General features: G+C 61.8%; 23 protein-coding genes. 13 read left to right on the forward strand and 10 right to left on the reverse strand.

What is annotated here, in order from left to right; genetic code table 11:
• The first annotated feature begins 17 nt into the window (after window positions 1-17).
• The 3 genes from MPZ60_RS09440 (at window position 18) to MPZ60_RS09450 (ending at window position 5054) form a co-directional block, all read left to right on the forward strand.
• A complete protein-coding gene (locus MPZ60_RS09440) occupies window positions 18-1100 on the forward strand; it encodes an AAA family ATPase (RefSeq protein ID WP_003069729.1) in 1083 nt (360 codons plus the stop codon).
• Between the two features lie 172 nt (window positions 1101-1272).
• A complete protein-coding gene (locus MPZ60_RS09445; protein ID WP_034351842.1) occupies window positions 1273-3846 on the forward strand; it encodes a DUF5682 family protein in 2574 nt (857 codons plus the stop codon).
• Between the two features lie 2 nt (window positions 3847-3848).
• Complete coding sequence (locus tag MPZ60_RS09450) at window positions 3849-5054, forward strand: VWA domain-containing protein (protein WP_034351664.1); 1206 nt, start codon at window positions 3849-3851, stop codon at window positions 5052-5054.
• 33 nt (window positions 5055-5087) lie between these two features.
• Here MPZ60_RS09450 and MPZ60_RS09455 read toward each other — a convergent pair whose 3' ends face one another.
• Window positions 5088-5297, reverse strand: a complete 210-nt coding sequence (locus MPZ60_RS09455; RefSeq protein ID WP_034351667.1) for a hypothetical protein — start codon at window positions 5295-5297, stop codon at window positions 5088-5090.
• Between the two features lie 143 nt (window positions 5298-5440).
• On the opposite strand from MPZ60_RS09455, the gene MPZ60_RS09460 reads away from it, so the two are divergent.
• The 4 genes from MPZ60_RS09460 to egtB all read left to right on the forward strand — a co-directional run bounded on the left by MPZ60_RS09460 (window position 5441) and on the right by egtB (window position 10056).
• Window positions 5441-6460 carry a DUF808 domain-containing protein gene (locus tag MPZ60_RS09460; RefSeq protein WP_034351669.1) on the forward strand — a complete coding sequence of 340 codons (1020 nt, stop codon included), beginning with the start codon at window positions 5441-5443 and terminating at the stop codon, window positions 6458-6460.
• A 203-nt stretch (window positions 6461-6663) separates the two neighbouring features.
• A complete protein-coding gene (locus tag MPZ60_RS09465; protein ID WP_003080665.1) occupies window positions 6664-7278 on the forward strand; it encodes an OmpW family protein in 615 nt (204 codons plus the stop codon).
• Window positions 7279-7808: 530 nt separating this feature from the next.
• The gene (egtD, locus tag MPZ60_RS09470; RefSeq protein WP_034351672.1) at window positions 7809-8741 is read left to right on the forward strand and encodes an L-histidine N(alpha)-methyltransferase; all 933 of its coding nucleotides are present in this window, start codon (window positions 7809-7811) and stop codon (window positions 8739-8741) included.
• Complete coding sequence (egtB, locus tag MPZ60_RS09475) at window positions 8728-10056, forward strand: ergothioneine biosynthesis protein EgtB (protein WP_080746246.1); 1329 nt, start codon at window positions 8728-8730, stop codon at window positions 10054-10056. The genes egtD and egtB overlap by 14 nt, the downstream gene beginning before the upstream one ends.
• Before the next feature lie 27 nt (window positions 10057-10083).
• On the opposite strand, the gene MPZ60_RS09480 is transcribed toward egtB, so the two are convergent.
• A complete protein-coding gene (locus tag MPZ60_RS09480) occupies window positions 10084-11361 on the reverse strand; it encodes an O-acetylhomoserine aminocarboxypropyltransferase/cysteine synthase family protein (RefSeq protein ID WP_034351674.1) in 1278 nt (425 codons plus the stop codon).
• 208 nt (window positions 11362-11569) lie between these two features.
• Between MPZ60_RS09480 and MPZ60_RS09485 the strand changes: the two genes are divergently transcribed.
• A complete protein-coding gene (locus MPZ60_RS09485; protein ID WP_034351676.1) occupies window positions 11570-12766 on the forward strand; it encodes a diguanylate cyclase in 1197 nt (398 codons plus the stop codon).
• 72 nt (window positions 12767-12838) lie between these two features.
• Here MPZ60_RS09485 and MPZ60_RS09490 read toward each other — a convergent pair whose 3' ends face one another.
• The 8 genes from MPZ60_RS09490 to MPZ60_RS09525 form a co-directional block, all read right to left on the reverse strand.
• Complete coding sequence (locus MPZ60_RS09490; protein WP_034351677.1) at window positions 12839-13483, reverse strand: 3'-5' exonuclease; 645 nt, start codon at window positions 13481-13483, stop codon at window positions 12839-12841.
• A 134-nt stretch (window positions 13484-13617) separates the two neighbouring features.
• Window positions 13618-14400: an enoyl-CoA hydratase/isomerase family protein gene (locus MPZ60_RS09495; protein WP_034351679.1), complete on the reverse strand. Its 783-nt coding sequence runs from the start codon at window positions 14398-14400 to the stop codon at window positions 13618-13620.
• Window positions 14400-15956, reverse strand: coding sequence for a long-chain fatty acid--CoA ligase (locus tag MPZ60_RS09500; RefSeq protein WP_034351681.1), 1557 nt, complete (start codon window positions 15954-15956; stop codon window positions 14400-14402). The genes MPZ60_RS09495 and MPZ60_RS09500 overlap by 1 nt, the downstream gene beginning before the upstream one ends.
• Before the next feature lie 42 nt (window positions 15957-15998).
• Window positions 15999-17156 carry an acyl-CoA dehydrogenase family protein gene (locus MPZ60_RS09505; RefSeq protein WP_080746247.1) on the reverse strand — a complete coding sequence of 386 codons (1158 nt, stop codon included), beginning with the start codon at window positions 17154-17156 and terminating at the stop codon, window positions 15999-16001.
• 2 nt (window positions 17157-17158) lie between these two features.
• Window positions 17159-17989, reverse strand: a complete 831-nt coding sequence (locus MPZ60_RS09510) for an SDR family NAD(P)-dependent oxidoreductase (RefSeq protein ID WP_034351683.1) — start codon at window positions 17987-17989, stop codon at window positions 17159-17161.
• A 30-nt stretch (window positions 17990-18019) separates the two neighbouring features.
• On the reverse strand, window positions 18020-18433 hold the full coding sequence (locus tag MPZ60_RS09515) for a MaoC family dehydratase (protein ID WP_034351685.1): 414 nt from the start codon (window positions 18431-18433) through the stop codon (window positions 18020-18022).
• A gap of 12 nt (window positions 18434-18445) precedes the next feature.
• The gene (locus tag MPZ60_RS09520; RefSeq protein ID WP_034351687.1) at window positions 18446-18886 is read right to left on the reverse strand and encodes a MaoC family dehydratase N-terminal domain-containing protein; all 441 of its coding nucleotides are present in this window, start codon (window positions 18884-18886) and stop codon (window positions 18446-18448) included.
• A gap of 11 nt (window positions 18887-18897) precedes the next feature.
• Window positions 18898-20082, reverse strand: a complete 1185-nt coding sequence (locus MPZ60_RS09525) for a lipid-transfer protein (protein WP_034351689.1) — start codon at window positions 20080-20082, stop codon at window positions 18898-18900.
• 125 nt (window positions 20083-20207) lie between these two features.
• On the opposite strand from MPZ60_RS09525, the gene MPZ60_RS09530 reads away from it, so the two are divergent.
• From MPZ60_RS09530 to MPZ60_RS09550, 5 genes are all read left to right on the forward strand, one after another.
• Complete coding sequence (locus MPZ60_RS09530) at window positions 20208-21227, forward strand: AraC family transcriptional regulator (RefSeq protein WP_012837849.1); 1020 nt, start codon at window positions 20208-20210, stop codon at window positions 21225-21227.
• 76 nt (window positions 21228-21303) lie between these two features.
• Window positions 21304-21963 (forward strand): TetR/AcrR family transcriptional regulator, encoded by a 660-nt coding sequence (locus MPZ60_RS09535; protein ID WP_034351691.1) that lies wholly within the window; start codon window positions 21304-21306, stop codon window positions 21961-21963.
• A complete protein-coding gene (locus tag MPZ60_RS09540; protein WP_034351693.1) occupies window positions 21963-22853 on the forward strand; it encodes an SDR family oxidoreductase in 891 nt (296 codons plus the stop codon). Before MPZ60_RS09535 ends, MPZ60_RS09540 begins: the two co-directional genes overlap by 1 nt.
• Window positions 22850-24493: an acyl-CoA carboxylase subunit beta gene (locus tag MPZ60_RS09545; RefSeq protein WP_034351695.1), complete on the forward strand. Its 1644-nt coding sequence runs from the start codon at window positions 22850-22852 to the stop codon at window positions 24491-24493. The genes MPZ60_RS09540 and MPZ60_RS09545 overlap by 4 nt, the downstream gene beginning before the upstream one ends.
• A gap of 50 nt (window positions 24494-24543) precedes the next feature.
• The gene (locus MPZ60_RS09550) at window positions 24544-25722 is read left to right on the forward strand and encodes an acyl-CoA dehydrogenase family protein (RefSeq protein WP_034351697.1); all 1179 of its coding nucleotides are present in this window, start codon (window positions 24544-24546) and stop codon (window positions 25720-25722) included.
• Window positions 25723-25726: the final 4 nt, after the last annotated feature.

Raw genomic sequence — 25726 nt, forward strand, 5'->3', positions numbered from 1 at the left:
TCAACCCGAAAGTCATCATGAGCCAAGTACTACGTCAGCACGCCGAGGCGCAATTTGCCGAAGAACTCGATGCCCTGCAGAAGGTGGACGACCGTCCGCGCCCGCCCAACTGGAAGCTCTCGCCCTGGGCCGTGCTCCAGTATCTGATGGGTGGCAAGCTCAGCAACGGGTTTGAGCTCAGCCCCAAGTACATCGGCAATCCGCGCCTGATGGAGATTGCCGTGTCCACGCTGGCCACCGATCGTGCCTTGCTGCTGTACGGCGTGCCCGGCACGGCCAAGTCCTGGGTGTCCGAGCATCTGTCGGCGGCCGTGAGCGGCGATTCGACCATGCTGATCCAGGGCACGGCCGGCACCAGCGAGGAGCAACTGCGCTATGGCTGGAACTATGCCCAGTTGCTGGCCCACGGCCCGTCCGAGAAAGCGCTGATTCCCAGCCCGCTGGTCAATGCCATGAAGCTGGGCAAGATCGCGCGCATCGAGGAGCTCACACGTATTCCCGCCGATGTGCAGGACACGCTGATCACCGTGCTGTCCGAAAAGACGCTGCCCGTGCCGGAGTTGTCCATGGAGTTCCAGGCCGTGCAGGGCTTTTCGGTCATTGCCACGGCCAATAACCGCGACAAAGGCGTCAACGAGTTGTCGAGCGCACTGAAGCGCCGCTTCAACACCGTGGTGCTGCCTGTGCCTGCATCGCAGGACGAGGAGGTGCAGATCGTCACCAAGCGCGTGGCCGAGCAGGGGCGGGCGCTGCAGCTGCCAACCGAGCCGCCTGCGCTGCAGGAGGTGCGCCGTGTGGTGCAGATCTTCCGCGAGTTGCGCCACGGCCAGACCGAGGACGGCAAGACCGTGCGCGTGAAGTCGCCCAGCTCCACGCTGTCCACGGCGGAGGCCATCTCGGTCATCAACAGCGGCATGGCGCTGGCCGGCCATTTCGGCGATGGCGTGCTGCGCGCGGCAGATGTGGCCTCGGGCCTGCTGGGAGCGGTGATCAAGGACCCGGTGCAGGACACGGTGGTGTGGAAGGAATATCTGGAGACCGTGGTCAAGGAACGTAGCGACTGGAAGGATTTGTACCGCGCCTGCCGCGAGCAACTGTAATTCGGCGAGCGGCTGCCACAGCCCTTGATACTTCGTTGCTTTGTCTCGCCGTAGCGCTGCTACTGTCTTCGACAAAGACGCCTCGTCTCAAGCGCGAATCTTCGATTCGCTGGGCTGTGCCAACCGCATTGAAATGCAGTCGCTCCTCAAGAATTTCTGATTGACCCAGCCCATGGCCACTTCCGCTGATTCTGTTCATTTCTTTGGCATACGCCATCACGGCCCGGGCTGCGCTCGCAGTCTGCTGCAGGCGCTGCAAGCACTGCAGCCCGATTGCCTGCTGGTGGAAGGCCCGCCCGAGGGGGAGGCGCTGCTGCCCATGCTGCAAAGCGCCGAACTGCGCCCGCCCGTGGCCATGCTGGTCTATATGCAGGACGAGCCCAGCCAGGCCGCGTTCTATCCGTTTGCCGAGTTTTCACCCGAATGGCAGGCATTGCAGTGGGCCAGTTGCCAGGGTGTCGCCACGCGCTTCATCGACCTGCCCCAGACCCATGGCATGGCCATCGAGTTTGCGCGACGCGAAGCGCTGAAGAAGGCGGAACAGGAGGCAGAGGATGCTGTGCAGGCGGCGGCTGTCCCGGACTCGGAGCAGGATGCACCGGATGTCGCGGAGGCCGCGACGCTGGCCGATATGCAGGACGGTGACGAGCATGGGTTGCAGTTGGACATCCCGGCACCGGCCCCTCAACACCTGCACCGCGATCCGCTGGACTGGCTGGCCCATGCCGCAGGCTTTGACGATGGCGAGAGCTGGTGGAACCGTCTGGTCGAGGAGCGCGGCGACAGCGAAGCACTGTTTGAAAGCATTGGCGAGGTGATGACGGCAGCTCGCGAAGAACTGTCCAAGGATGGCGAACATTGGCGCGGCGAGGAATACATGAAGCGCGAAGCACTGCGCGAAGCCCATATGCGCCAGTGCATTCGCGAGGCGATCAAGGCCGGTCACCAGCGCATTGCCGTGGTCTGTGGCGCCTGGCATGTGCCGGCGCTCAAGGCCAGCGTGACGGCCAAGTCCGACAGCGCACTGCTCAAAGGCCTGCCCAAGGCCAAGGTGATGGCGACCTGGGCCCCCTGGACCTACCGCAACCTGGCCAGCAGCAGCGGCTATGGCGCGGGTGTGACTTCTCCGGGTTGGTACCAGCATCTGTGGCAGTGCTATCAGTCGTCCCCGGGGTTGGAGTCAAATCAGTCTCAAACGCTTGATGGTAAAGCGCAAGTAGCTATCAAAAACGAGGTTTCTCCAGCCACGCTGCGCACGGCGGGCTGGCTGACGCGCGTGGCCCATCTGCTGCGCGACAAGGATCTGGACTGCTCCAGCGCTCACATCATCGAGGCCACGCGTCTGGCCGAGGGCCTGGCGGCGCTGCGCGGCCAGCCCATGCCCGGCCTGGAGGAGATCAACGCGGCCATAGTCACCGTGATCTGCATGGGCGAGGACGCACCGCTCAGATTGATCGATGAGGAGCTGACCGTCGGTCATGTGCTGGGCCAGGTGCCCGCCGATGTACCCCAGGTGCCGCTGCAGCGCGATATCGAGCAGCAGCAGAAGTCGCTGCGCCTCAAGCCCGAGGCGGCAAGCAAGCTGCTGGCACTGGATTTGCGCAAGGACACGGATCTGGCACGCAGCCATTTCCTGCACCGTCTGCGCCTGCTCGGCATTGACTGGGGCGTGCGCGCCACTGATGCCCAGCGCAACCGGGGTACTTTCCGCGAAAGCTGGCAGCTGCAGTGGGAGCCCGAGCTGGCTGTGCGCATCATCGAGGCCAGCGTGCACGGCGCGACCGTGGCCCAGGCCGCCACGGCCAAGCTGCGCTCCAGCCTGACGACCGAGACCTCGCTGCCCGAAATCGCGCAGGCCATCGACGATGCGTTGCTGGCCGATTTGCCACAGCTGGTCGAAGCCCTGATCGCCACGCTGGCCCAGCGTGCAGCTACCACGGGCGATGTGGCCCAGCTGCTGCAGGCCTTGCCGCCGCTGGCCAATGTCTATCGCTATGGCAGCGTGCGCCAGACCGATACCGCCTTGCTTGCCGGCGTGATCGATTCGCTGGTGCTGCGCGCCGCCATCGGCCTGCCTGTTGCCTGCATGGCCATGGATGAGGATGCTGCGGCCGCCATGAAGACCAAGGTGCTGGCGGCGCACGAGGCACTGCGGCTGCGCACCAGCGACGGCCAGGCGCAACAGGCGGTGGATGCCTGGCGTCTGGCACTGCGCAGCCTGGCCATGGGGGATGCCGCAGCGGCGCTGCTGCGCGGCATGGCCTGTCGTTTGCTGCTGGACGAGCAGTTGCTGGAAAGCGCCGAAATCGTGCGTCAGTTCAACCGCAATCTTTCGCTGGGCGCGGCGCCCATGGATGTGGCCGCCTGGCTGGACGGTTTCCTGAACCAGCAGGCGCTGGTGTTGCTGCATGACGAGTCCATCTGGGGTGCTGTCGATGCCTGGCTCAGCGGTCTGGGCGAGGTGCAGTTTGCCCAGATTCTGCCGCTGGTGCGGCGCAGCTTCTCGACCTTCAGCAATCACGAGCGCCAAAGCCTGGGCGACAAGGTCAAGCGAACTCCTGTGGGGGGCGCTGCGGCACCTGGTCCTGCCGTGGGCGCTGCGGATGACGCCGCGCCCTGGGAAGAGTCGCGTGCCTTGCTGGCCTTGCCCGTGCTCAATGAGTTGCTGGGATTGAATCTGCCTCAGGCGCTGATGGGACAAGCCCAGGCAGCTACCGATTTTGATGCGGCTGCGGCCAAGGTGTGACGATGAATCAAACAGCAAATTTGGCGACCGAGCCGCAACAGGAGTCCGAAGAGCTGCAGCCCACCACGCGGCTGCAGCGCTGGCGCATGGTACTGGGCAGCCCCGCTGACGCCAGTTGCGGCGGTGTGACGGGCCGCTTGCAGGAGATGGACCAGGCGCTGGCCGCCTTGTATGAGGAAGACAGCAAGCTGGCATCGCGCAAGGGTGGACGCGGCAACTCCTCGCCTTCGGTTTCGCGCTGGCTGGGCGATATCCGCAAATACTTTCCGAGCCAGGTCGTGCAGGTCATGCAGCGCGATGCCATGGAGCGTCTGAATCTGCGCGAGCTGCTGCTGCAGCCCGAAATGCTGGAGAACGTGCAGCCCGATGTGCATCTGGTGGCGGACCTGATTTCGCTGGGCTCGGTGATTCCGCAGAACACCAAGGCCACGGCGCGGCTGGTGGTGCGCAAGGTGGTGGACGAGCTGATGAAAAAGCTCGAGGAGCCCATGCGCAGTGCCGTGGCCGGGGCGCTGGACCGCAGCCAGCGCAACCGACGCCCGCGCCATGCAGAAATCGACTGGAATCGCACCATACGCGCCAACCTGCGCCACTGGCAGCCCGAGTACAAGACCATTGTTCCAGAGACGCTGATCGGCTATGGACGCAAGGCGCGCCGCCCGCAGCGCGAGGTGATTCTGTGCATTGACCAGAGCGGCTCCATGGCCAACTCGGTGGTCTATTCCAGCATCTTCGGTGCGGTGATGGCCAGCCTGCCGGCCGTGGCCACCAAGCTGGTGGTGTTTGATACGGCCGTGGTTGACCTGACGGAAAAACTCGACGATCCCGTCGATGTGCTGTTTGGCGTGCAACTGGGTGGCGGCACCGATATCAACGGTGCGGTCGGCTATTGCCAGGGGCTGATCAGCGAGCCGCGCAACAGCATTCTGGTGCTGATCTCCGACCTCTACGAAGGCGGTGTGGAGTCGGGCCTGCTGCGCCGCGCCAACGAGCTGGTGGAAGCAGGTGTGCAGTTCATCACGTTGCTGGCGCTCAGCGACGAGGGTGCGCCGGCCTATGACGCGGAACTGGCTGCCAAGCTGGCGGCACTGGGCGTGCCCTCGTTTGCTTGTACCCCCGATGCCTTTCCACAGCTCATGGCAGCGGCCATCCGCCGCGACGATGTGGCCGCCTGGGCGGCGACACAGGGCTTCAAGACCAGCAAATAAGAAGACTGCCCGAAGAAGGCTGCTTGTTGAGGCTCAGCCCGGCAGATCGATACCAAGCTTGGCCAGTCTGGCGGCCATCACATCGCGGCGGCGCGCGGCCTTGGCAGCGGTTTCGCTGACCGTTGCAATGGTCTTGGGGCCTTTGCCCGCTGCGGCCTTGACCAGTTCCGCCTTCTTGGCGGCCTCTGCGGCAAGTTTGCGGTAGCTGGCAATCAGTTCGGCATGAGCGATGGCTTGAGTCACAGGGTTTCCGTTCGATGAGGGCGCTCATTGTCGCTGCAAAGCCTTGGCCGTGCTGATCGCGTAGGCGATTGGCAACTTCCTGCTGCAGTCGCTGCACGGTTTGCAGGCATGATAGTGGACATTGAAACCAACTGGGGAGTGCGATGGCAGGTGCCGGCCTTTTGATGCTGCTAGACGATATTGCAAGCATGCTCGACGATGTGGCCTTGATGACCAAGACCGCTGCGGGCAAGAGCACAGCAATCCTGGATGATGTGGCCACACAGACCAAGGTGGCGGTGCAGAAGACGGCCGGCGTGCTGGGCGATGATCTGGCTCTCAATGCCGAGCAGGTCACGGGAGTGAAGGCCAATCGGGAGTTGCCAGTGGTCTGGGCGGTGGCCAAAGGTTCGTTGATGAACAAGGCCATCCTGGTGCCCGCAGCGCTATTGATCAGCGCCTTTGTGCCCTGGTTGATCACGCCTTTGCTGATGGTGGGGGGCGCTTTTCTGTGCTTCGAAGGCGTGGAAAAGATCCTTGAGCTGTTTCACAAGCACAAAAAGCATGATGCGCATGATGCCGTGGTGGATGCCGAGGAGGCTACCCATAAAGGTGTTGCGCCTTCATCGGTGCGTGCCGCGCGTGAAAAGCAGATGGACCCGATGGAGTACGAAAAGCAGAAGGTCAAGGGGGCCGTGCGCACGGACTTTATCTTGTCGGCCGAAATCATGGCGATTGCGCTGGGTACGGTGTCCGCCAAACCCATCTGGGAGCAGGCCTCGGTGCTGATCGCAGTAGCTCTGGCCATCACCGTGTTCGTCTATGGACTGGTGGCCGGGATCGTGCGCATGGATGATGTGGGCGGCTGGCTGATGGCCAAGAGCAGCAGCGCTGCCAAGGCCATGGGCCGTGGTCTGATTGCTTTTACCCCGTGGCTGATGCGCGGGCTGTCCATCGTGGGCACGGCTGCCATGTTCATGGTGGGCGGTAGCTTGCTGGTGCACGGCATAGAGCCTGTCGAACATTGGATAGAGCAGGTGATTGTGCCCACGGGCGGTATTGTTGCAGCGCTGGGACCGGTGTTGGTACATGTGCTGGTTGGGGCCGTCATTGGCGGTGCGGTTGTGGTGTGCATGGAGTTGTGGCACAAGCTGCGACCAGCCAGGGTGGCTCATCCGAATTGACGACTACCATCACTGCTGAAGCAAATTTTTGCGCTTCATCAGTGTCCTGGGCGGACGTGGCCGATGGGCAACGTCCGCTTTTTTCTTTGCGGTGTTGGTGTGCGGGTTGACCTGGGACAAACCCGTGTGGCAGTGGCTTTGCTTCAATGGATGCCAAGGGATGCAAAGCATTGCACTCACCCAATTCTTCAAGGAAAGAACCCATGAAAAAGACTCTGATCGCGATTGCTGCTGTTGCCAGCGCCCTGACGGCCGGTACCGCTTTTGCCCAATCTTCGTTTGACGGCTCCAGCCCTTGGCAGGTTCGCGTGCGCGCTCTGCATCTGGACAGCGACAACGGTGGCGCTGCCGGAGACGCAGGCGTGAGCATCAACAACAAGTGGATGCCTGAGCTGGACGTGTCCTACTTCTTCACGCCCAACATTGCGGCAGAGCTGGTGCTGACCTATCCCCAAAAGCATGATGTGCGCCTGAATGGCGGCAAGATCGGTTCGCTCAAGCATCTGCCCCCCACCTTGCTGGCTCAGTACCACTTCACCAACTTCGGGGCCTTCAAGCCTTATGTGGGGGCAGGCGTGAACTACACACGCTTCTCGAACGTGGACATCCTGGATGGTGCCGTGACCGTGAAGAAGAACAGCTTTGGCGGCGCGCTGCAGGTCGGCTTCGACTATGCGCTGGACAAGAACTGGTCGCTGAACTTCGACATCAAGAAGGTGTATCTGGGTACCAAGGTCACAGGTGCAGGCGTGTTTGAAAACACCAAGTTCAAGGTTGACCCATGGCTGGTGGGTGTGGGCGTGGGCTATCGCTTCTGATAGCTTCACGGCAAAGAGTGTTCTTGTCTGCGGCCTTCTTCCCGCAGGCGAGGCACGCACCGCAGGCTCTGCGGTGCATCGGAGTCAGCAGGTCGGCATGGCCTGATGACTTCGGAGGCTAGGGTGTATGTTTAGATCGGTATTCCGCCAGCGCGGGGTACCGATTTTTTTTGCTGAATTCTTTGACCAGTATTGACTTTGTCAGCATTGCTGCATGCGCATGCAGTAAAAGGATCGCTGGCTTCAGTCCTACTTCTGCCGATTGCCGGCCGCGCTAGGCTGAGGGTCTAAGAACGTGTTTACGATCTCCTTGCTCTCCAACGCGGTAAGCACGTTCTAAAGCAGGCTTGGCAGTGATGGCGCGAGCAATGGCTGCATCGCGCGATCAGCTCATCAGGAGGATCAGCATGCGCGCGACACCGGACAGGCAGGCAGCATCGATAGAGTTTGCATCACGCGCAGGGCGCATTCCATTGCCTCTGGCGTCCTCGTTGAGACCTCCACCGCTTCAGGGGGAGAGTTGCAGCCTCATGGACGCGTATGCCCCCCCGACGCATCTGCGCTATGAACTGGCGCAGGGGCTGATGCAGCGGCAGGCGCAGATTTCTCCCAAGTTCCTATATGACGCGCATGGCTGCGCCCTGTTTGAGCAGATAACCGAGCTGCCCGAGTACTACCCCACAAGAACCGAGGCTGCCATCATGGCCCGCTACGACCTGGAGATCGCCCAGGCCATGGCGGGTTGCCAGGTGTTGATAGAGCTGGGAGCGGGCAATTGCGAAAAAGTGCGACGCCTGTGCCGCAGCGTGGGGCCGCAGCAGTTTCTGGGAGTGGATATTGCGGTCGAGTTTCTGCAGGCCGCTGTGGCCAGGCTGGAGCATGACTTCCCGCGACTTACGGCTCGTGCAGTTGCGGCGGATTTCACGGGGGACTGGCATTTGCCTTCAGGCGTGCCACAGACACGGCGTGAGCTGTTCTATCCTGGCTCCTCGATCGGCAACTTCGATACGCAGCAGGCTTTGCATATGCTCGGACATATGCATTCACTTCTGGGGGGCGACGGCGGGCTGCTGATTGGCATTGATCTGCCCAAGCCGGTACCGGTTCTGATAGCCGCTTACGACGATGAACAGGGCGTCACAGCCGAATTCAATCTCAATGTGCTCAATCATGTGAACCGTCTGCTGGGCAGCGATTTCAATCTTCAGGACTGGGCGCATGAGGCGCGCTTCGACAGTCGGACATCGCGGATAGAGATGCATTTGCGCGCCCGTCGCCCCGTCATGGTGTGCTGGCCTCAGGGCCTGCGCTATTTTGCTCAGGGCGAGACCATCCATACGGAGAACAGCTACAAATACCCGCTGTCCGATTTCCTCTCCATGCTGGCATGCGCGGGATTTGCCGAACCCAGGGTCTGGACCGATGAGCAGCAATGGTTTGCCGTCATTCATGCCCAAGCCTGAAACCATGGTGCGGCCATTTTTCATGGCACCTGCTGCCAGGGACTGGATAGTGCTGGCGCAGCAGTTCGAGCGGGTGAGGGCCTGCACGCAAAAGCTGGCTGCGCCCTTGTCTGCAGAAGACGCCTGCGTGCAATCCATGCCGGACGCCAGTCCTGCCAAATGGCATCTTGCCCATACCAGCTGGTTCTTCGAAACCTTTGTACTGGCCGTGCACCAGCCAGGGCATCAGGCTTTTGACGGCAGTTTTCGCATGCTGTTCAACTCCTACTACCAGCAGGTGGGTGCACGCCATCCCAGAGCCCAGCGGGGCTTGCTGACCAGACCGGCTCTGGCGCAGGTCATGGCCTATCGCGCTGTGGTGGATGAGCAGATGCTGGCACTGATGGTCGCCATGAAAGAGAAAAGTCCGACGACGCAGCAGGTCGTTGCTCAGCTCGTCGCATTGGGCTTGCAGCACGAGCAGCAGCATCAGGAGTTGATGCTCACCGATATCAAGCATTTGCTTTCTTGTCACCCGCTCTGGCCTGCTTATGCGTTAGATGGGGTGGCAGAGGAGAGTTGCGTGCAGGCCTATGCCGATCTCACATGGCTGCCACTTGAGGCGGGCATCTACAGCATAGGTCATGGCGGCGGCAGCTTTGCGTTTGACAATGAAATGCCCAGGCACAGTGTCTATGTGCAAGCTGCGCAGATTGCATCGAGGCCCGTGAGCAATGGCGAGTTTCTGCGTTTTGTGCTGGATGGCGGCTACGGTCAGCCTCAATGGTGGTTGGCCGAGGGCTGGGACTGGTGCCAGGCCCAGCAACTGAGCCACCCCTGGTACTGGAGGCAAGCTGAGGATGCTGCGGGTGATGCGGGCTGGCAGGAGTTCAGCCTGTATGGCGTGACGGCTCTGCATGCGCTGAGGCCTGTCTGCCATATCTCCTATTTCGAGGCTGATGCCTATGCGCGCTGGGCCGGTGCGCGCCTGCCGACGGAGATGGAGTGGGAGGTGGCAATGGGTGCGCATGACTGGCCTGTGTCCTCGTCAGTGGGTCATGCCAGCCTGCACCCTGAAGTCTCGGGCGCTCATCATGGGGTGGCAACTGGCCAGGTCTGGGAGTGGACGCATTCGTCCTATGCCGCCTACCCGGGCTTTCGCGTGGCCGAGGGTGCCGTGGGGGAGTACAACGGAAAATTCATGGTCAACCAGTATGTGCTGCGCGGAGGCTCCTGCCTCACGCCTGCCGGTCATGCGCGGCTGACCTATCGCAACTTCTTTCCCGCAACGGCTCGATGGCAGATGACGGGGCTGCGGCTGGCGCGCGATGCCTAAAGTCGCGCGCCGGAGTCTCAGCCCGCTTCAGACCTGTTCCAACGCCTGGTTCAGGTCGGCCAGCAGATCGTCAATATGCTCGATGCCCACGGACAGGCGCACCATGCCTTCGGTCACGCCGGCCTTGGCCAGTTCGTCCGTATCCAGCTGACGGTGCGTGGTTGAAGCAGGGTGGGTGGCCAGCGACTTGGCATCGCCGATATTGACCAGGCGCGTGAACAGCTGCAGCGCATCCAGGAAACGCGCACCGGCCGCACGGCCTTCGCTGCCCTTGAGGCTGAACGACAGAATGCCCGATGCGCGGCCGCCAGACTGTTTTTGCACGATGGCGTGGTCGGGGTGGTCTTTCAGGCCTGCATAGCGCACCCATTCCACCTTGGAGTGTTTTTGCAGCGTTTCTGCAATCTTCTGCGTGTTTTCGCAGATGCGGTCCATGCGCAGGGCCAGGGTTTCGATGCCTTGCAGAATCTGGAAGGCGTTCTGCGGCGAGATGGCGGCGCCCATGTTGCGCAGCGGCACGACGCGGGCGCGGCCTATGAATGCGGCGGGGCCAAGGGCCTCGGTATAGACAACGCCATGGTAGCTGACGTCGGGTTCGTTCAGGCGCTTGAAGCGGGCCTTGTGCTCCGCCCAGGGGAACTTGCCGCTGTCCACGATCGCCCCGCCAACGCTGGTGCCGTGGCCGCCCAGGTATTTGGTCAGCGAATGCACGACGATGTCAGCGCCATGTTCGAACGGGCGCAGCAGATAGGGAGAGGGCACGGTGTTGTCGACGATCAGCGGCACGCCGTGCCGGTGGGCCACATCGGCCAGAGCGCGGATATCGGTCACATTGCCCAGAGGGTTGCCGATGGACTCGATGAATACCGCCTTGGTCCTGGCGTCGATCAGCTTGCCGAAGCTGGCCGGGTCGCGTGGATCGGCAAAGCGCACCTCGATGCCTTGCTGCGGGAAGGTGTGGGCAAACAGGTTGTAGGTGCCGCCGTAGAGCGTGCTGGCCGACACGATGTTGTCACCCGTTTCGGCCAGGGTCTGGATGGCGGCGGTGATGGCTGCCATGCCCGATGCCACGGCCAGCGCTGCAATGCCGCCTTCGAGCGCCGCGACGCGCTTTTCCAGTACGTCGGTGGTGGGATTCATGATGCGCGTGTAGATATTGCCCGGGACCTTCAGATCAAACAGATCGGCGCCATGCTGGGCGCTGTCAAACGCGTAGGCCACCGTCTGGTAGATGGGCACGGCCACAGCCTTGGTGGTGGGGTCGGGGGAATAGCCGGCATGTACGGCGAGTGTCTCTATGCGCATGTGTGTGTCTCTTTGGCAAGTTATTCGAACGCCACAGCCAGAGCTTTGGCGTCATTGATTATGGGCAGGACGCCGACTCAGGAGAACGACCTAATGGCTATGTGCTTATGCCAGAGTGAAAGCGAGCGCTGTATTGGAATATTGGAGATACTTCTCGCCGGAGAATGGACGACGTTGAATTCACAGTTTCCTGCGCGGAGAACCTAAATTGGGCCAGCCTGCAGATTTGTACTTTGCCTTGATTGCGCCGGCTTGCGTGGTGTTGTTCGGGTTTGCCTTGTTGGCTTGCTGGTATGTGCAGCGCCGACAGCCGCGTGCGTTGTTCCTGCTCTGGCTGGTGGGCGGTTATGTGCTGCTCGCGACAGCTCTGGCTGCGCAAAGCCTGATGAGCAATGCGCAACTGAGTCATTTCGCCCTGATGACGGCATGCCTGTATTTGCTGGGAACCTGGTCGCTGGCGCAGGGCATGTCCTTGCGGCTGGGGTCGGCAGGGGCAAGCGTGGCCGGCGGCCTGTTGATCGCTGTCGTCGCCCTGTCCGTGCTGTTCTATTTTTCCCGGATCGAGAATGATTTATGGGTCCGCGTGCAGTGCCTGGCTCTGGCCATGGCCTTGCAGCTGACCCTGGCCATGCCGGCGTTTCTCAAGGCCGATTCGTCAAAGGACTGGCTGGAGCGTGGCGTGCGCTGGGCCTATGGGCTCAACGTCTGTTATGCCTTGTTCAGGCCGGCGGCCGTAAGTCTGTTGCCCGTTCACGAAGTGCAGGAGCTGACCCGATCTGGATACTGGTTGCTCACCCAGGCCATAGCGCTTCTGTTTGCGATGTGGTTTGCCGTTGGATTGCTGGCCTGCTCGGTCAGGGATGTGATGACGACATTGCGCGAAGAGCGCAACCGTGACTCTTTGACGCGCCTGCTCAATCGCCGCGCCTTCATGGAGGCCGCAGAGTCGCGCTTGGCCGATCAGCGGCTGGTGCCCTGGGCCGTGGTTGCCGTGGACATCGATCATTTCAAATACATCAACGACAACTGGGGCCATGCGGCCGGCGATCAGGTGCTACAGCAACTGGCACAGTTGCTGACTCAGCAGGTCAGAGACTGCGATCTGGTTGCCCGCTTCGGCGGAGAGGAGTTTGTCTTGCTGCTCTCGCGAGTACAGCTGTTCGAAGCGCAAGCCATTGTGGAGCGTGTGCGTGAGCGCTTGCAAAGCCAGGTGCTCGGAGGATTGGCTGCGCAACTCAAGGTAACAGCCAGTTTTGGCATTGCTGCACTCAGTTCCGCACAGGATTTCGAGCAGGCACTGGCTCGGGCCGATGCGCTGCTATACCAGGCCAAGAAGGCAGGGCGGGATTGTGTCATGAGCTCTGCGCAGGACGAGAGCGAGCTGCAATGGAGAATGATTGCCTGAATCCCGCTGTCGGGCGCAGAGCTTATGGTGCTTTGACGATTGGCTTCTTTTCGCGATCTGAGGGCTGAACGTTTACGACCTCGGACTCCTGGGGCCGCGTCGGGGAAGGACTGGTTGTGTGCTTTCCCAGGCGGGAAGGCGGGCATAGATCACGACCGGAGCATGGGCGTCATTGGCGGCATAACGTCGCTGGGCCGGGCTGAGTTCTGTGGCAGCCCAGTTGGAGGTGGTGGTGCGCTTGGACTTGCGAAAGCTTTGCTGGAGCACCAGCGCCGCGGCGGCGCGCACACCCACTGATGGGCCATAGCCGAGCCGCTTGAAGCGGCTGTCCAGATCCTGAATATTGATCAGCGGCGCCCCCAGCCTGCGGGGCAGGGAGTGTTTATCGTTATCGAGCCCGAAGCCGACCTTGCAGATATGTTCTGCAGCCAGCACCATGCGCGACACTTCCAGAGCCATGGGCCTATGCAGTTGCAGCAGCCAGACCTGACTGGCCGTGGCAAGCTGCACCAGATGAGGGCCGCTGTCTTGCTGGCCAATATTGAAGATGGGTTTGCTTTCAGTGTCAAAGCCGAGCACGGGCTCGGCATTCATGGCCTTGAAGGCGGCTTCAAATTCGGTTTCGGACTGCGGTATGTGGATTGCATGTTCGGGCAATTCCAGAAACGGAGGGAGCAGGGCACTTTCGTCCTTGCTGGGTGCAATCAATCGGGGCATGTCGGTAATTACACACCAGCTTCGTGCTTATCCCCAGAACATGTGGTCTGGCCTGTGGGTAAATATCGGAATAAATGCGCAAAGCCTTGACTGGCAAGGCTTTGCCTGTTGCGCCTAAAAAACAGGCAAACGATTCAGCGACGCTGAAACACGGGCTTGCGCTTTTGCAAAAAGGCAGTCACGCCTTCGTGGCTGTTGCCGGAGCGGGCGCAGGCCAGCATGGCTTCGCGCTCGGCACCCAGTTGCTGCTGAAGATCTTGCCGATGTGCCGAGTCACAGAGGCTTTTGATGCCCGCCAAGGAGTTGGTGGGGCCGCCGGCAAGCTCTTCGGCCAGCGCGGTTGCCGCCGCCAGCAGCTGTTCGGGCTCGTGCAGCTCGTCGACCAGGCCCATGCGCAGACAGTCCTCGGCCGCGACAGCGCGGTTGCTCATCAGAATGTATTTGGCCCTGGCAGCACCGGCACGGCGGGTGAGATAGCCCGATACACCAAGATCCGGGCTCAGGCCGATGGCGGAGTACCCTCCGCGCAAAAACATGTGACGGCTGGCCAGTACCAGGTCCGCACACAGTGCGAGCCCGATGCCGCCACCTCCGACAGGGCCTTGCACGGCACTGATGACTGGCAGCGGCAAGCTGGCCAGCTGATGCATGACAGGGTTGAGCAGATCAAGCATGGCGCCGATCAGCGGTGCCAGTCGCTCGCGATGTTCGCCAAACTCGCTGATATCGCCCCCGACGCAGAATTGCTTACCGCTTGCGGAAATGAGCAGGGCACCGATATCCGCGTTGCAGGCCCGCCCTACCACCGCCTTCAGGTTGTGAGCCATGGCCGTACTGATCACGTTGCCCCGCTCGGGCTGGTTCAGAACCATATGACCTACGCCGTTGCGAACTTCCCAGAGAACCAGATCAGACATCAGGTGGCCTTTCTTTCATGATGGGCCCAGAACGGGGCCCGCAAGCTGGTCTTGAGGATCTTGCCTGCACCGGATAGCGGCATGGCCTCGACAAAGGAAACATCACGGGGACATTTGTAGCCGGCGATGCGCTCCTTGCAGAAATGGATCAGCTCCTGGGCTTCCAGGCTCTGTCCGGGCTTAAGCACGATGAAGACATGGACCTGCTCGCCCCAATGTTCATGGGGAATGCCTATGACGGCGCACGAGGCCACGGCAGGATGGGTGGCAATAACGCTCTCCACCTCAATGCTGTAGACGTTCTCGCCACCGGTAATGATCATGTCCTTGATGCGGTCCACGACAAAGACGTAGCCTTCGTCATCCATGCGGCCGCCATCGCCCGTATGCATCCAGCCATCACGGATGGCGGCTTCGGTTTCGGCAGGCTTGTTCCAGTAGCCCAGCATCACTCCGGGGCCCCGAACCGCAATCTCACCGACCTCGCCACGCGGCACCTCTCGCCCTTCGGGATCGACGATGCGCACCTCGGTGCAGGCCGTGGCGCGTCCGGCGCTGCGGTGGCGGCCCTTGGCCCGGCCTGGTTCGCGGTGCATCTCGGGGGAAAGAATGGTGGCGATGGGGGATACCTCCGTCATGCCATAGGCCTGCACAAAATCCACGTCGGGGATGGTCCGCATGGCCCGGTCCAGCAGGCCCTCGGAGATGGGTGAGGCTCCATAAGCCATCTGACGCAGCGACTTCAGATCATATTTGTGCAGATCGGGGTGGTCCACCAGCATTTGAATCATGGTGGGCACCAGCAGCGTATCGGTCACGCCGGTGCTGGCGATGGCCTGCAGTACCGCGAGAGGATCGAAGCGCGGCACCATGACATGGCAGCCGCCTGCGGCGAACAGGGCATTCATGAACGCACCGTCAGCCAGATGGAACATGGGGGCTGCGTGCAGGCCGATGCTGCCTGCGCGCACGATCTGTGACGACACGCTCGAGATGGCATTGGTATAGAGATTGCGATGGCAGAGCATGACCCCCTTGGGGGAGCCCGTGGTGCCACCGGTATAGAAGACGCCGGCCAGATCGTCGCCGTTGCGCATGGCGTCTTCAACCGGGCTGCTGTCTGCCACCAGCGCTTCATAGGAGAGCATGTTCTGCGGAGCAGGACCATCGCCCAGGTGGATCAGCGTTTGCAGAGAGCGGGATAGCTTGAGGAGTTCCGGTGTCAAAGGCGCAAAACTGTCATCCACCAGCAGAATGTGGGTGTCGCAATCATCGAGGGAGTAGGCGATCTCGTTGGCGCTCCAGCGGATATTGATGGGATTGACGGCCACGCCTGCCCAGTAGCAGGCCATGTAGTACTCCAGATACCAGTCTGAGTTGAGGCTCAGAATCCCGACCCGGTCCCCGGCCTGGGTGCCCAGAGCTTGCAGCGCACCGGCGAAGCGGGCGACTCGCTCCCCTAGCTGCGCAAAACTGCGTTTGCGACCGTTGTAGATGCTGGCTGTGGCATGAGGCGTCTGCTGCACGGCGCGACGCAAGCTTTGCGTGAGATACATGACTGGCCTTTCTTGAAACAGAGAAAGCGATCAATGCGAGAGCTATTGGGCGAAAAGGCGTCTGGCGATCAGGTCCTTCATGATTTCGTTAGCGCCTCCGTAGATCTTCTGGATCCGGGCATCGGTGTACAGCCGCGCGATGGGATATTCCTCCATATACCCGTAGCCGCCGAACAGCTGCAGGCATTCATCCATCACCTTGCACTGCTGCTCGCTGCACCACCACTTGGCCATATAGGCGGCCTCGTTATCCAGAGTGCCGTCGAGCAGGCGCTGTATGCAGTCGTTGACAAAGCTGCGCACCACATGGGCTGTGGTGGCGCATTCGGCCAGCTTGAAGCGCGTGTTCTGGAAATCTGCAATCGTCTGGCCGAATGCCTTGCGTTGCTGGGTGTAGTCCACGGTCAGTGCAACAGCCATCTCGATGGCTGCAGCGGCGCTGACCCCCAGCAGCATGCGTTCATAGGGCAATTGGCTCATCAGCTGCTTGAAGCCTTGCCCCTCGGTGCCTCCCAGCAGGTGGCTGGCGGGTATGCGCAGGTCTTCAAAGAACAGCTCGGCGGTGTCCGAAATATGCTGGCCGATCTTGCCTAGCCTGCGACCCACGCGAAAGCCGGGCAGGTTTTCCGTCTCCAGCACCACCAGCGATACGCCGCCGCTTCCGGCATCTCCGGTGCGCACGGCCACCACCAGCAAATTGGCCGTGTAGCCATTGGTGATGAAGGTCTTGGAGCCATTGATAACGTAGTGCTCGCCGTCGCGCTGGGCCCGTGTGCGCATGGCCTTGAGGTCGGAGCCCACGCTGGGTTCGGTCATGGCAATGCCGGCCAGCAATTCGCCGCTGCAAAGCCTGGGCAACCAGCGCTGCTTTTGTTCTTCAGTTCCATAGGCCAGCAGGTAGTGCGAGGCGATGGTGTGCACGCTGGTGATAGCATGTACTTCGGCCTTGGTCAGCTCTTCCTGAACCACCAACTGGTAGGCCAGATTGCCGCCACCGCCGCCCCATTGCTCGTCCATCTCGGGCAGCAGAAAGCCATGCGCGCCAAAGCCGCGCCAGATCTCGCGCGGCACATAGCCCTGAGCGCGCCAGGCGGGTACATGGGGTGTCAGTTCGCGCACTATGTAGCGGCGCACCTGCTCTCTGAAAGCATCGATATCTGCATTCATCCAGGCATGTTGAAAGGGTTTGGGCAGCAGCATGTTCAGACCCCGGTCAGGCCGCCGGTACACATCAAGGTCTGGCCGCTGATGTAGTCCGACTCGGGTTGGCAAAAGAGGTAGACCGCACCCGCCGCTTCGTCGGGCGTGCCAGCGCGACCCAGGGGAATCGTCTGTTCCATGGCTGCCATCAGGCCGGGGTTCACGCCTACCTTGATGTCGCGGCCTTCGATGTGGGCCGTCTCGCCATTGGCGGCGGAGCTGGTCAGCCTGGTCTTGATGAGTCCGAATGCCACGCAGTTCACATTGACGTTCATGCGTCCCCACTCTTTGGCCAGAGTCATGGTCATGCCCGTGATTCCGGCCTTGGCCACGGAGTAGTTGGTCTGGCCCGCATTGCCGAACAGGCCCGCCACCGAGGAGATATTGACCACCTTGCGCATGACGCGCTGGCCAGCTTCCAGCTCGGCCTTGGACAAGGCCTTGATGACGGGCTGAGCCGCACGCAGTATGCGAAACGGGGCGGTCAAATGGCAGTCGAGAATGGCGTACCACTGCTCGTCGCTCATCTTCTGGATGACGTTGTCCCAGGTGTAGCCGGCGTTGTTGACGATGATGTCCAGTCCCAGGTATTGCTGGACGGCGGCGCCGACAAAGCGCTCGGCAAAGTCGGTGTGGGTGACATTGCCCACGCAGGCAACGGCCTCGCCGCCCATCTCGCGTATCAGGGCCAGGGTCTCATTGGCGGGTTCGGCATCGAGGTCGTTGATGACCAGGCGTGCGCCTTCGCTGGCCAGCTTGAGGGCGATGCTGCGGCCTATGCCGCGGCCCGATCCTGAAACCAGGGCTACCTTGCCGTCGAGTTTTCCTGTCATTGCTGTCTCCTTGGGCGAATCAATACGTTCTCAGGGCAGGCTGATCCAGGCATCGCCCGCGATCTTGGTCTGGCCATGCTGGTTGCTGCTTTGCACCTCGACGCGGACGCTGCGGTCCGCATCTCGTTTTTCCATAACGCGGCCCGTGCACGAGATCGCATTGGCCAGATGGGTAATGCCCTGAAAGCGCACGTCGAAACGGTGCAGCCTGGATTGCGGCGCCCAGTTGGTCAGCAGTCGCCCCAGCCAGGCCATGCCCAGCATGCCGTGGGCAAACACATCAGGCATGCCGGCCTTGCGCGCGAAGTCGGTATCGATGTGAATCGGGTTGTGGTCGCCCGAGGCTCCGGCAAACAGGGCCAGCGTGGTGCGGCTGATCGGGGGCAGGTCGAGGGTCGGCAGTGCATCTCCAACCTGGACCTTGTCGTAGCGAGGGATGTTCATTGCCGGTCCTTTCTAGTTGCGAACCACGATGACGGAGCGCATCTCGGCCACCAGCTCGTTGTTCTGATTGATGGCGCGCGATGACTTCACGACAAATTCCAGTGCGCCGTTCTTCTTGCTGTAGATGTCATCGATCCTGGACTGCACCGTGATGCGGTCTCCGGCGCAGGCGCTCCGGTGATAGCAAAAGCTCTGCTCGCCATGCAGGATCTTGGTGATCGGGATGTTCAGGGTTTGCAGGAGCAGGTCGGACGCGCCGCTGTCCATCTCCGCCGCAAACAAAAAGGTGGGGGGCACGGGCAGGTCCGGGTAGCCCGCTGCGCGGGCGGCCTCCAGGTCGGTATAGACGGCGTTGTTTTCACCGATGGCCTTGGCAAAGAAGCGCAGGCGGCTGCGGTCCAGGCTGAGCTCAGAAGAGGGCAGGTCATGCCCTATCCATTGGGTGTCAATCATTGGCCGCTCCTTCAGACGCGCTCGTAGAGGGTGACCACACAGGCGCCACCGAGGCCGAGGTTGTGCTGCAGCGCCAGGCGGGCATTGGCAACCTGGCGCTGATCGGCCCGGCCGCGCAGCTGTTGTACCAATTCTGTGCACTGGGCAAGACCGGTGGCGCCCAGCGGGTGTCCCTTGGATAGCAGACCGCCCGATGGATTGGTCACAAACTTGCCGCCGTAGGTGTTGTCGCCGTCGCAGACAAATTTTTCCGCACCGCCCACAGGGCACAGGCCCAGAGCCTCGTAGGTCAGCAATTCGTTTTGTGCAAAGCAGTCGTGCAGCTCCACTACATCAACGTCCTGGGGGCTGATGCCGGCCTGTTCATAGACCTGACTGGCAGCGTCCTGAGCCATGCCGAAGCCCACCACTTCGCGCATATCGTGGGCCTCGAAGGTCTTGGGGCTGTCCGTGGTCATGGATTGGGCGCGGATGCGCACGCTGTGGTCCAGGCCATGCTTGAGCGCATAGGCTTCGGACACCAGCAGGGCCGCCGCCGCGCCGCAGGTAGGTGGGCAGGCCATGAGCCGGGTCATGACGCCCGGCCACATCACGGGAGAGGCCATGACCTCCTCCTCTGACACCTCGGTGCGGAACAGGGCCAGGGGATTGCGCGCTGCATGGCGGCTGGCCTTGGCGCGGATCTTGGCAAAGGTGGAAAGCTGCGTGCCGTACTGGTCCATATGTGCCTTGCCTGCTCCGCCGAAGTAGCGCAGGGCCAGCGGAACGCCGTTGCCGCCGACCAGGGCATCGGTTTCCGCTTCGAATCGGTCAAAGGGGCTGGGCCGGTCGCTAAAGACCGAGCCCAGTGCGCCAGGGGTCATCTGCTCGAACCCCAGGGCCAGCACACAGTCGGCAGCGCCGCTGGCCACGGCTTGACGTGCCAGGAACAGTGCGGTGGAGCCGGTGGAGCAGTTGTTGTTGACATTGATGATGGGAATGCCGGACATGCCCACCTCATACAGCGCTCTCTGACCGGCGGTGGAGTCACCGTAGACATAGCCCACATAGGCTTGCTGCACTGCGTCATACGCGAGGCCTGCATCTGCCAGCGCCAGGGACGTGGCGCTGGAGCCCATCTGGAAGTAGGGATCACTCTTTCCGGGCTTGGCAAATGGAATCATGCCTACGCCGGCAACAAACACATTGCGACTCATGGGGGCTCCTTGGGAAAGTGGCAAACAGGTGTTGGGCAATGAGAGCCATCGTAGGAATTACCGATGCGCAAACCCATTGCCGAGCGCATCTTTCGTATGTCAAAAGACCTCAATGTGATCTGTTCATGGCTGCTGCTTCCATCATTCCTTTCACGATCTCCATGGCGCTGGTGCGGGGTATTGCTGCCGGGGTGAGAAGACGCGGCCATGACTGCGAGGAGCTGCTGCTGCGTGCCGGCATAGCCCCTTTGCTGCTGGCGCAGGACGGCGCCAGAGTCACGGCAGACCAGTATGTGGCGCTGATGTGGCGAGTGGTGGAGATGCTGGGGGATGAGGCCATGTGCCAATTCTCCAGACCGCTCAAGCGCGGCAGTCTGGAGCTGATTGCGCGTCAGGCCCTTTCAGGGCACGGGATGGAGACCGCGTTGCAGCGCATGTGCCAGGCCCATGTGCTGCTGCAGGATCAGGTGGATGTGCAACTGGTGCGTGATGGAGCGCTGGCAGGCATTGTGCTGCGCCCTGTGGGCGATGAGCCCTTGCCCAATTTCCTCTATGAGTTCTCCCTGCGCGTGCTGTGGCGGCTTACTGCCTGGCTGATGGGCGGTACGCTCAAGGTGCAGCACTTTGACTTTGCCTTCGGCCAGCCTGATTACGCCAACGACTACGGCGATACCTTTCCGGCGCCATTGCATTTCGGTCTGCCGTTTTCGGCATTCTGGTTTGATGCGCGCAAGCTCGCCCGTGTCTGCAGTCGCGACGAGCAGGCACTGCAGACCTTTGTGGCCAGCTGGCCGGCGGCAGCCATCATGCCGCCGCGTACGGGAGAAGGTGTGGATGCCCGTGTGCATGCCCATTTGCTGCAGTCGCGTCCGCAGTGGGCGGGGCTGGAAGCCACGGCCGCTGAGCTGAACATGTCGGCCCCTACGCTGCAGCGCAAGCTGGCGGCTGCGGGCACCTCCTTTCAGGCCATCAAGGATGAGCTACGCCGGGATATCGCGGTCTCCCGACTGGGAACCAGCAAAGTCAGTTTTACGGAGCTAGCGGCAGACCTGGGGTTTGCCGACGCAGCGGCGTTTCAGCGTGCCTTCAAGGGCTGGACGGGCAGCTCGCCAGGCCTTTACCGTGCCAGGCCGGTTGAGAGCTGATTTCTTGAAAACCCTTGCGTACAAGCCCTAGTTATTTTTACAAAGCAAATGATTGGTAAAAATAGCAAAGGCCGATATGCTGCGTCTCATGCAAACAAGTCATGAAGCAGTCATAGTAAAAAAGCGCGGTCGCGGCAGGCCTCCGAAGTCGGCCGATGAGCGCAATGAAAGCATGCGTCGTGGCGAGCTGGTGAAGGTCGCGGCGCAGCTGTTCAGGCAGCGCGGATTTCACGGCACCAGCACCCGTGACATCGCCGCTGCTGCAGGTATGCAGTCGGGGTCTATCTTCTATTTTTTTGAGAGCAAGGAAGCCATTCTGCACGCGGTGATGCAGGATGGGATGACTCAAGCTGCGGTGAGTCAGAACGCTGCGCTGCAAGCACTGGGGGCACGTGCCAACGGCGTGGAACGACTGAGCGCTCTGGTGCGTAATCATCTGCAAATCATGGTCGGCGGCGAGAGCGACTTCATCCCCGTCATGCTTTACGAATGGCGCTTGCTCAGCGATGCGCAGCGCATGGAGGTGAGCGCACAAAAGGATGCCTACGAAGCGCAATGGATGCCCGTGTTGCAGGCGCTGCACCGCACGGGCAAGCTCAAGGCCCGTCCCGAAATCGCGCGACTGCTGATCTTTGGCGCATTGAACTGGACGGCTCAATGGTTTACCGAGGGTCGGGGGCTGACGCTGGATGAGCTTACCGAGCAAGCCCTGGCTTTATTCATTGGAGAGCGTTGATGTACCAATCCGTATTCCGTGCCGCATTGTTTGCGGGGCAGGTGGTTGTGGTGACCGGTAGCGGCTCGGGCATCGGCCGCTGTGTTGCGCACGAGCTGGCATCCCTGGGCGCCACAGTTGCCCTGGTGGGACGTAATCAGGACAAGCTGGTTGCTGTCCAAGCCGAGTTGCAGCAGGCCGGAGTTCCGGCAGACAGAGTCAGCCGGCACGGAGCGGATATACGGGATGAGGCTGCCGTCAAAGCGCTGGTGGCCGAGGTTCTGGCCCGCCACGGGCGCATCGACGCCCTGGTCAATAACGCGGGTGGGCAATACATTGCGCCCCTGGCCAGCATCGGAGCCAAGGGCTGGCAGGCCGTGCTGGACACGAACCTCACAGGAGGCTTCCTCATGGCGCGCGAATGCTTTGTGCAATACATGGCAGAGCATGGCGGCTCCATCGTCAATATGGTGGCCGATATGTGGGGCTCCATGCCGGGCATGGGGCACAGCGGCGCGGCGCGAGCAGGCATGGTCAGCCTTACCGAGACGGCGGCTGCGGAATGGGCGCCCCATGGCGTGCGTGTGAATGCCATCGCACCCGGCTACATCGCCTCCAGCGGCATGGATCACTATCCACCCGAAGCGGCTGCCATGTTGCGCAAGATGCCCGCTACCGTGCCGGCGGGGCGCTTTGGTAACGAGGCCGAGGTTTCCGCCTCCATCGTGTTTTTGCTCAGTCCCGCAGCCAGTTTCATCAGCGGCACGGTGCTGCGCGTCGATGGCGCCCGTCCCCAGGTGCGCATGGGCATGGGGCCGGTGGCCGCCAGTGCCGAGGTGCAGCAACGCGGCGCAGTGCGTGCATTTGATGGCTTTTCTCTCTACCAGACTCCCAAGGTGTTTCAGTCATGAGCGTCTTTGCATCGAAATGGAATGCAGCTGGCGAGCAGGCGCAGCAGCGCCGGGCCGCTACGCTGGCGCGCATCGCCGCGCTGCGTGAGCTGGAGCAGCGCGCCGCGCAGGCATCGCAACGCTCCAAGCCGCAGTTTGAAAAGCGTGGCCAGTTGCTGCCGCGCGAGCGCGTGGCCTTGCTGCTGGACCCGGGGGGCCCCTGGTTGCCGCTGTGCTCACTGGCAGGCTATCTGCAGGACAGGGCAGACCCTGAAAAATCCGTGCCAGGAGGCGGCATGTTGGCGGGCATCGGCTTTGTCAGCGGCGTGCGCTGCATGGTCGTGGCCAGCGACTCGGGCATCGAGGCGGGAGCCATCCAGGAAAAAGGCTTGGACAAGATGCTGCGCGTGCAGGAGATCGCGCTGCAGAACAAGCTGCCCTTCATCCATCTGGTCGAAAGCGCGGGAGCCAATCTCATGCGCTACCGCGTCGAGGGCTTTGTGATGGGCGGAGCCTTGTTTCGCAACCTGGCGCGGTTGTCGGCCGCAGGTTTGCCTGTCATCACCGTGCAGCATGGTTCGGGCACGGCTGGTGGTGCATATATGCCGGGGTTGTCGGATGTGGTCATCATGGTGCGCGGTCGCTCGCGTGCCTTTCTGGCTGGACCGCCCTTGCTCAAGGCGGCGACTGGTGAAATTGCGACCGAGGAAGAGCTGGGTGGTGCCGAGATGCACACCAGTGTCTCGGGGCTGGGCGAGTATCTCGCGGAGGACGACCGCCAAGCCCTGGGCATGGCACGCGCTGTGGTGTCTCAGCTGTCCCAGTGGAAAAGGCCTGAAGCGCTTGATATATCCAAACGGGAGGCTGCCGGTTCAGGAGTCGTCGAGCCGCGTTACGAGGCCGATGAGCTCTTGGGGCTGATGCCAGCGCACCATCGCGAGCCAGTGGATATGCACGAAGTCATGGCGCGGCTGGTCGATGGTTCCGAGCTGCTGCTGTTCAAGTCCGGCTACGGTGCGGCCACGCTGTGTGCGCAGGCGCATATCGGGGGCTATGCCGTGGGCCTGATCTCCAACAACGGTCCCATCGATGTGGCTGGTGCCAACAAGGCTGCGCATTTCATCCAATGGATGTGCCAGCTCGGTCATCCCATCATCTATCTGCAGAACACCACGGGCTATATGGTGGGCAAGGACAGCGAGCAGGCCGGCATGATCAAGCACGGCAGCAAGATGATCCAGGCCGTGACCAATGCCACCGTGCCGCAGATCACTATTCAGTGCGGGGCCAGCTTCGGTGCGGGCAACTACGGAATGTGCGGCCGCGGCTATGCGCCGCGCTTTCTTTTCAGCTGGCCCGGCGCCAAGACGGCAGTGATGGGCGGCGAGCAGGCGGCCAGCACCATGCGCCAGGTCACCGAGGCCGCCATGGCACGCAAGGGCTTGCCCGTCGATGCCGAGCTGATGCAAAAGCAGTACGACCAGATCGTGGCCATGTTCGAGGCCCAGGCTGATGCGCTGGTGACCAGTGGGCTGCTGCTGGATGACGGCGTGATCGACCCGCGCGACACCCGAGAAGTGCTCTCGTTCTGCCTGCAGACCTTGCACGAAGCGCAGCAGCGCACAGTGCGCCCCATGCAGTTCGGGGTCGCGCGCATGTAGTGCCGCACCTTTTCCCTTTTCTTCCAAACAGGACTCGACGGAGACAAGCCATGCAATGGACCCATGAACATCTGGAAGTGCGCAAGACCCTCAAGCGCTATATCGACGAGAAGATCAATCCTCATGTCGATGAATGGGAGCGGGAGGAGATCTTCCCGGCGCACCAGGTGTTCAAGGGGCTGGGTGATCTGGGCCTGCTGGGCCTGACCAAGCCCGAAGCCTATGGCGGCGCGGGGCTGGATTACTCTTACAGCCTGATGATGGCCGAGACATTGGGTCATATCCGCTGCGGCGGTGTGCCCATGGCCATTGGCGTGCAGACCGATATGTGCACGCCCGCACTGGCACGCTTTGGCAGCGACGCCTTGCGCGATCAGTTTCTGGCGCCCGCCATCGCGGGCGATATGGTGGGCTGCATAGGCGTGAGCGAGCCCGGTGCGGGCAGCGATGTGTCGGGTATCAAAAGCCATGCCCGCAAGGATGGCGATGACTACATCATCAGCGGCCAGAAGATGTGGATCACCAACAGCATTCAGGCGGACTGGATGTGCATGCTGGTCAACACCGGTGATGGACCGGTGCACAAGAATAAAAGTCTCATCATGGTGCCGCTGCGGGAGGGCCCGCGCGGCAAGCTGACCAAGGGCGTGGAAGTGGCGCAGAAGCTGCGCAAGATCGGCATGAACTCCTCGGACACGGGCCTGCTGTTCTTTGACGAGGTGCGCGTGCCGCAGCGCTATCTGGTGGGTCAGGAGGGGCAGGGCTTTATCTATCAGATGCAGCAGTTTCAGGAAGAGCGGCTCTGGGCCTCGGCCAGCGGCTTGCTCGCCATGGAGGACTGCATTCAGCAGACTATCGAGTGGGCACAGCAGCGACAGATGTTCGGCAGCACCCTGATCGATCAGCAATGGGTGCAGTTCAAGCTGGCCGAGCTGCAGACCGAAGTCGAGGCGCTGCGCGCGCTGACCTACCGTGCCGCACAGATATATATGGCGGGCCAGGATGCGCTGCAGCTGGCCAGCATGGCGAAGCTGAAGTCGGGGCGGTTGACGCGCGAAGTGGCCGATACCTGTCTGCAGTTCTGGGGTGGCATGGGTTTTACCTGGGACAACCGCGTCTCGCGCCTGTACCGCGACGGGCGTCTGGGCTCGATAGGCGGCGGTGCCGACGAGGTCATGCTGGGCATCATCGGCAAGACCATGGGACTGATCAAGCGCCAGGCGCACTGAGGAG

It is taken from the genome of Comamonas sp. 7D-2 (genome assembly GCF_022749555.1).
In the GTDB taxonomy this organism is placed as follows: domain Bacteria; phylum Pseudomonadota; class Gammaproteobacteria; order Burkholderiales; family Burkholderiaceae_C; genus Comamonas; species Comamonas thiooxydans.

Coding starts and splice junctions, on each gene's coding strand:
- MPZ60_RS09440 (WP_003069729.1), top strand. CDS start 18: ATGAGCCAAGTACTACGTCAGCACGCCGAGGCGCAATTTGCCGAAGAA.
- MPZ60_RS09445 (WP_034351842.1), top strand. CDS start 1,273: ATGGCCACTTCCGCTGATTCTGTTCATTTCTTTGGCATACGCCATCAC.
- MPZ60_RS09450 (WP_034351664.1), top strand. CDS start 3,849: ATGAATCAAACAGCAAATTTGGCGACCGAGCCGCAACAGGAGTCCGAA.
- MPZ60_RS09460 (WP_034351669.1), top strand. CDS start 5,441: ATGGCAGGTGCCGGCCTTTTGATGCTGCTAGACGATATTGCAAGCATG.
- MPZ60_RS09465 (WP_003080665.1), top strand. CDS start 6,664: ATGAAAAAGACTCTGATCGCGATTGCTGCTGTTGCCAGCGCCCTGACG.
- egtD (WP_034351672.1), top strand. CDS start 7,809: ATGGACGCGTATGCCCCCCCGACGCATCTGCGCTATGAACTGGCGCAG.
- egtB (WP_080746246.1), top strand. CDS start 8,728: ATGCCCAAGCCTGAAACCATGGTGCGGCCATTTTTCATGGCACCTGCT.
- MPZ60_RS09480 (WP_034351674.1), bottom strand. CDS start 11,361: ATGCGCATAGAGACACTCGCCGTACATGCCGGCTATTCCCCCGACCCC.
- MPZ60_RS09490 (WP_034351677.1), bottom strand. CDS start 13,483: ATGCCCCGATTGATTGCACCCAGCAAGGACGAAAGTGCCCTGCTCCCT.
- MPZ60_RS09495 (WP_034351679.1), bottom strand. CDS start 14,400: ATGTCTGATCTGGTTCTCTGGGAAGTTCGCAACGGCGTAGGTCATATG.
- MPZ60_RS09500 (WP_034351681.1), bottom strand. CDS start 15,956: ATGTATCTCACGCAAAGCTTGCGTCGCGCCGTGCAGCAGACGCCTCAT.
- MPZ60_RS09505 (WP_080746247.1), bottom strand. CDS start 17,156: ATGCTGCTGCCCAAACCCTTTCAACATGCCTGGATGAATGCAGATATC.
- MPZ60_RS09510 (WP_034351683.1), bottom strand. CDS start 17,989: ATGACAGGAAAACTCGACGGCAAGGTAGCCCTGGTTTCAGGATCGGGC.
- MPZ60_RS09515 (WP_034351685.1), bottom strand. CDS start 18,433: ATGAACATCCCTCGCTACGACAAGGTCCAGGTTGGAGATGCACTGCCG.
- MPZ60_RS09520 (WP_034351687.1), bottom strand. CDS start 18,886: ATGATTGACACCCAATGGATAGGGCATGACCTGCCCTCTTCTGAGCTC.
- MPZ60_RS09525 (WP_034351689.1), bottom strand. CDS start 20,082: ATGAGTCGCAATGTGTTTGTTGCCGGCGTAGGCATGATTCCATTTGCC.
- MPZ60_RS09530 (WP_012837849.1), top strand. CDS start 20,208: ATGGCTGCTGCTTCCATCATTCCTTTCACGATCTCCATGGCGCTGGTG.
- MPZ60_RS09535 (WP_034351691.1), top strand. CDS start 21,304: ATGCTGCGTCTCATGCAAACAAGTCATGAAGCAGTCATAGTAAAAAAG.
- MPZ60_RS09540 (WP_034351693.1), top strand. CDS start 21,963: ATGTACCAATCCGTATTCCGTGCCGCATTGTTTGCGGGGCAGGTGGTT.
- MPZ60_RS09545 (WP_034351695.1), top strand. CDS start 22,850: ATGAGCGTCTTTGCATCGAAATGGAATGCAGCTGGCGAGCAGGCGCAG.
- MPZ60_RS09550 (WP_034351697.1), top strand. CDS start 24,544: ATGCAATGGACCCATGAACATCTGGAAGTGCGCAAGACCCTCAAGCGC.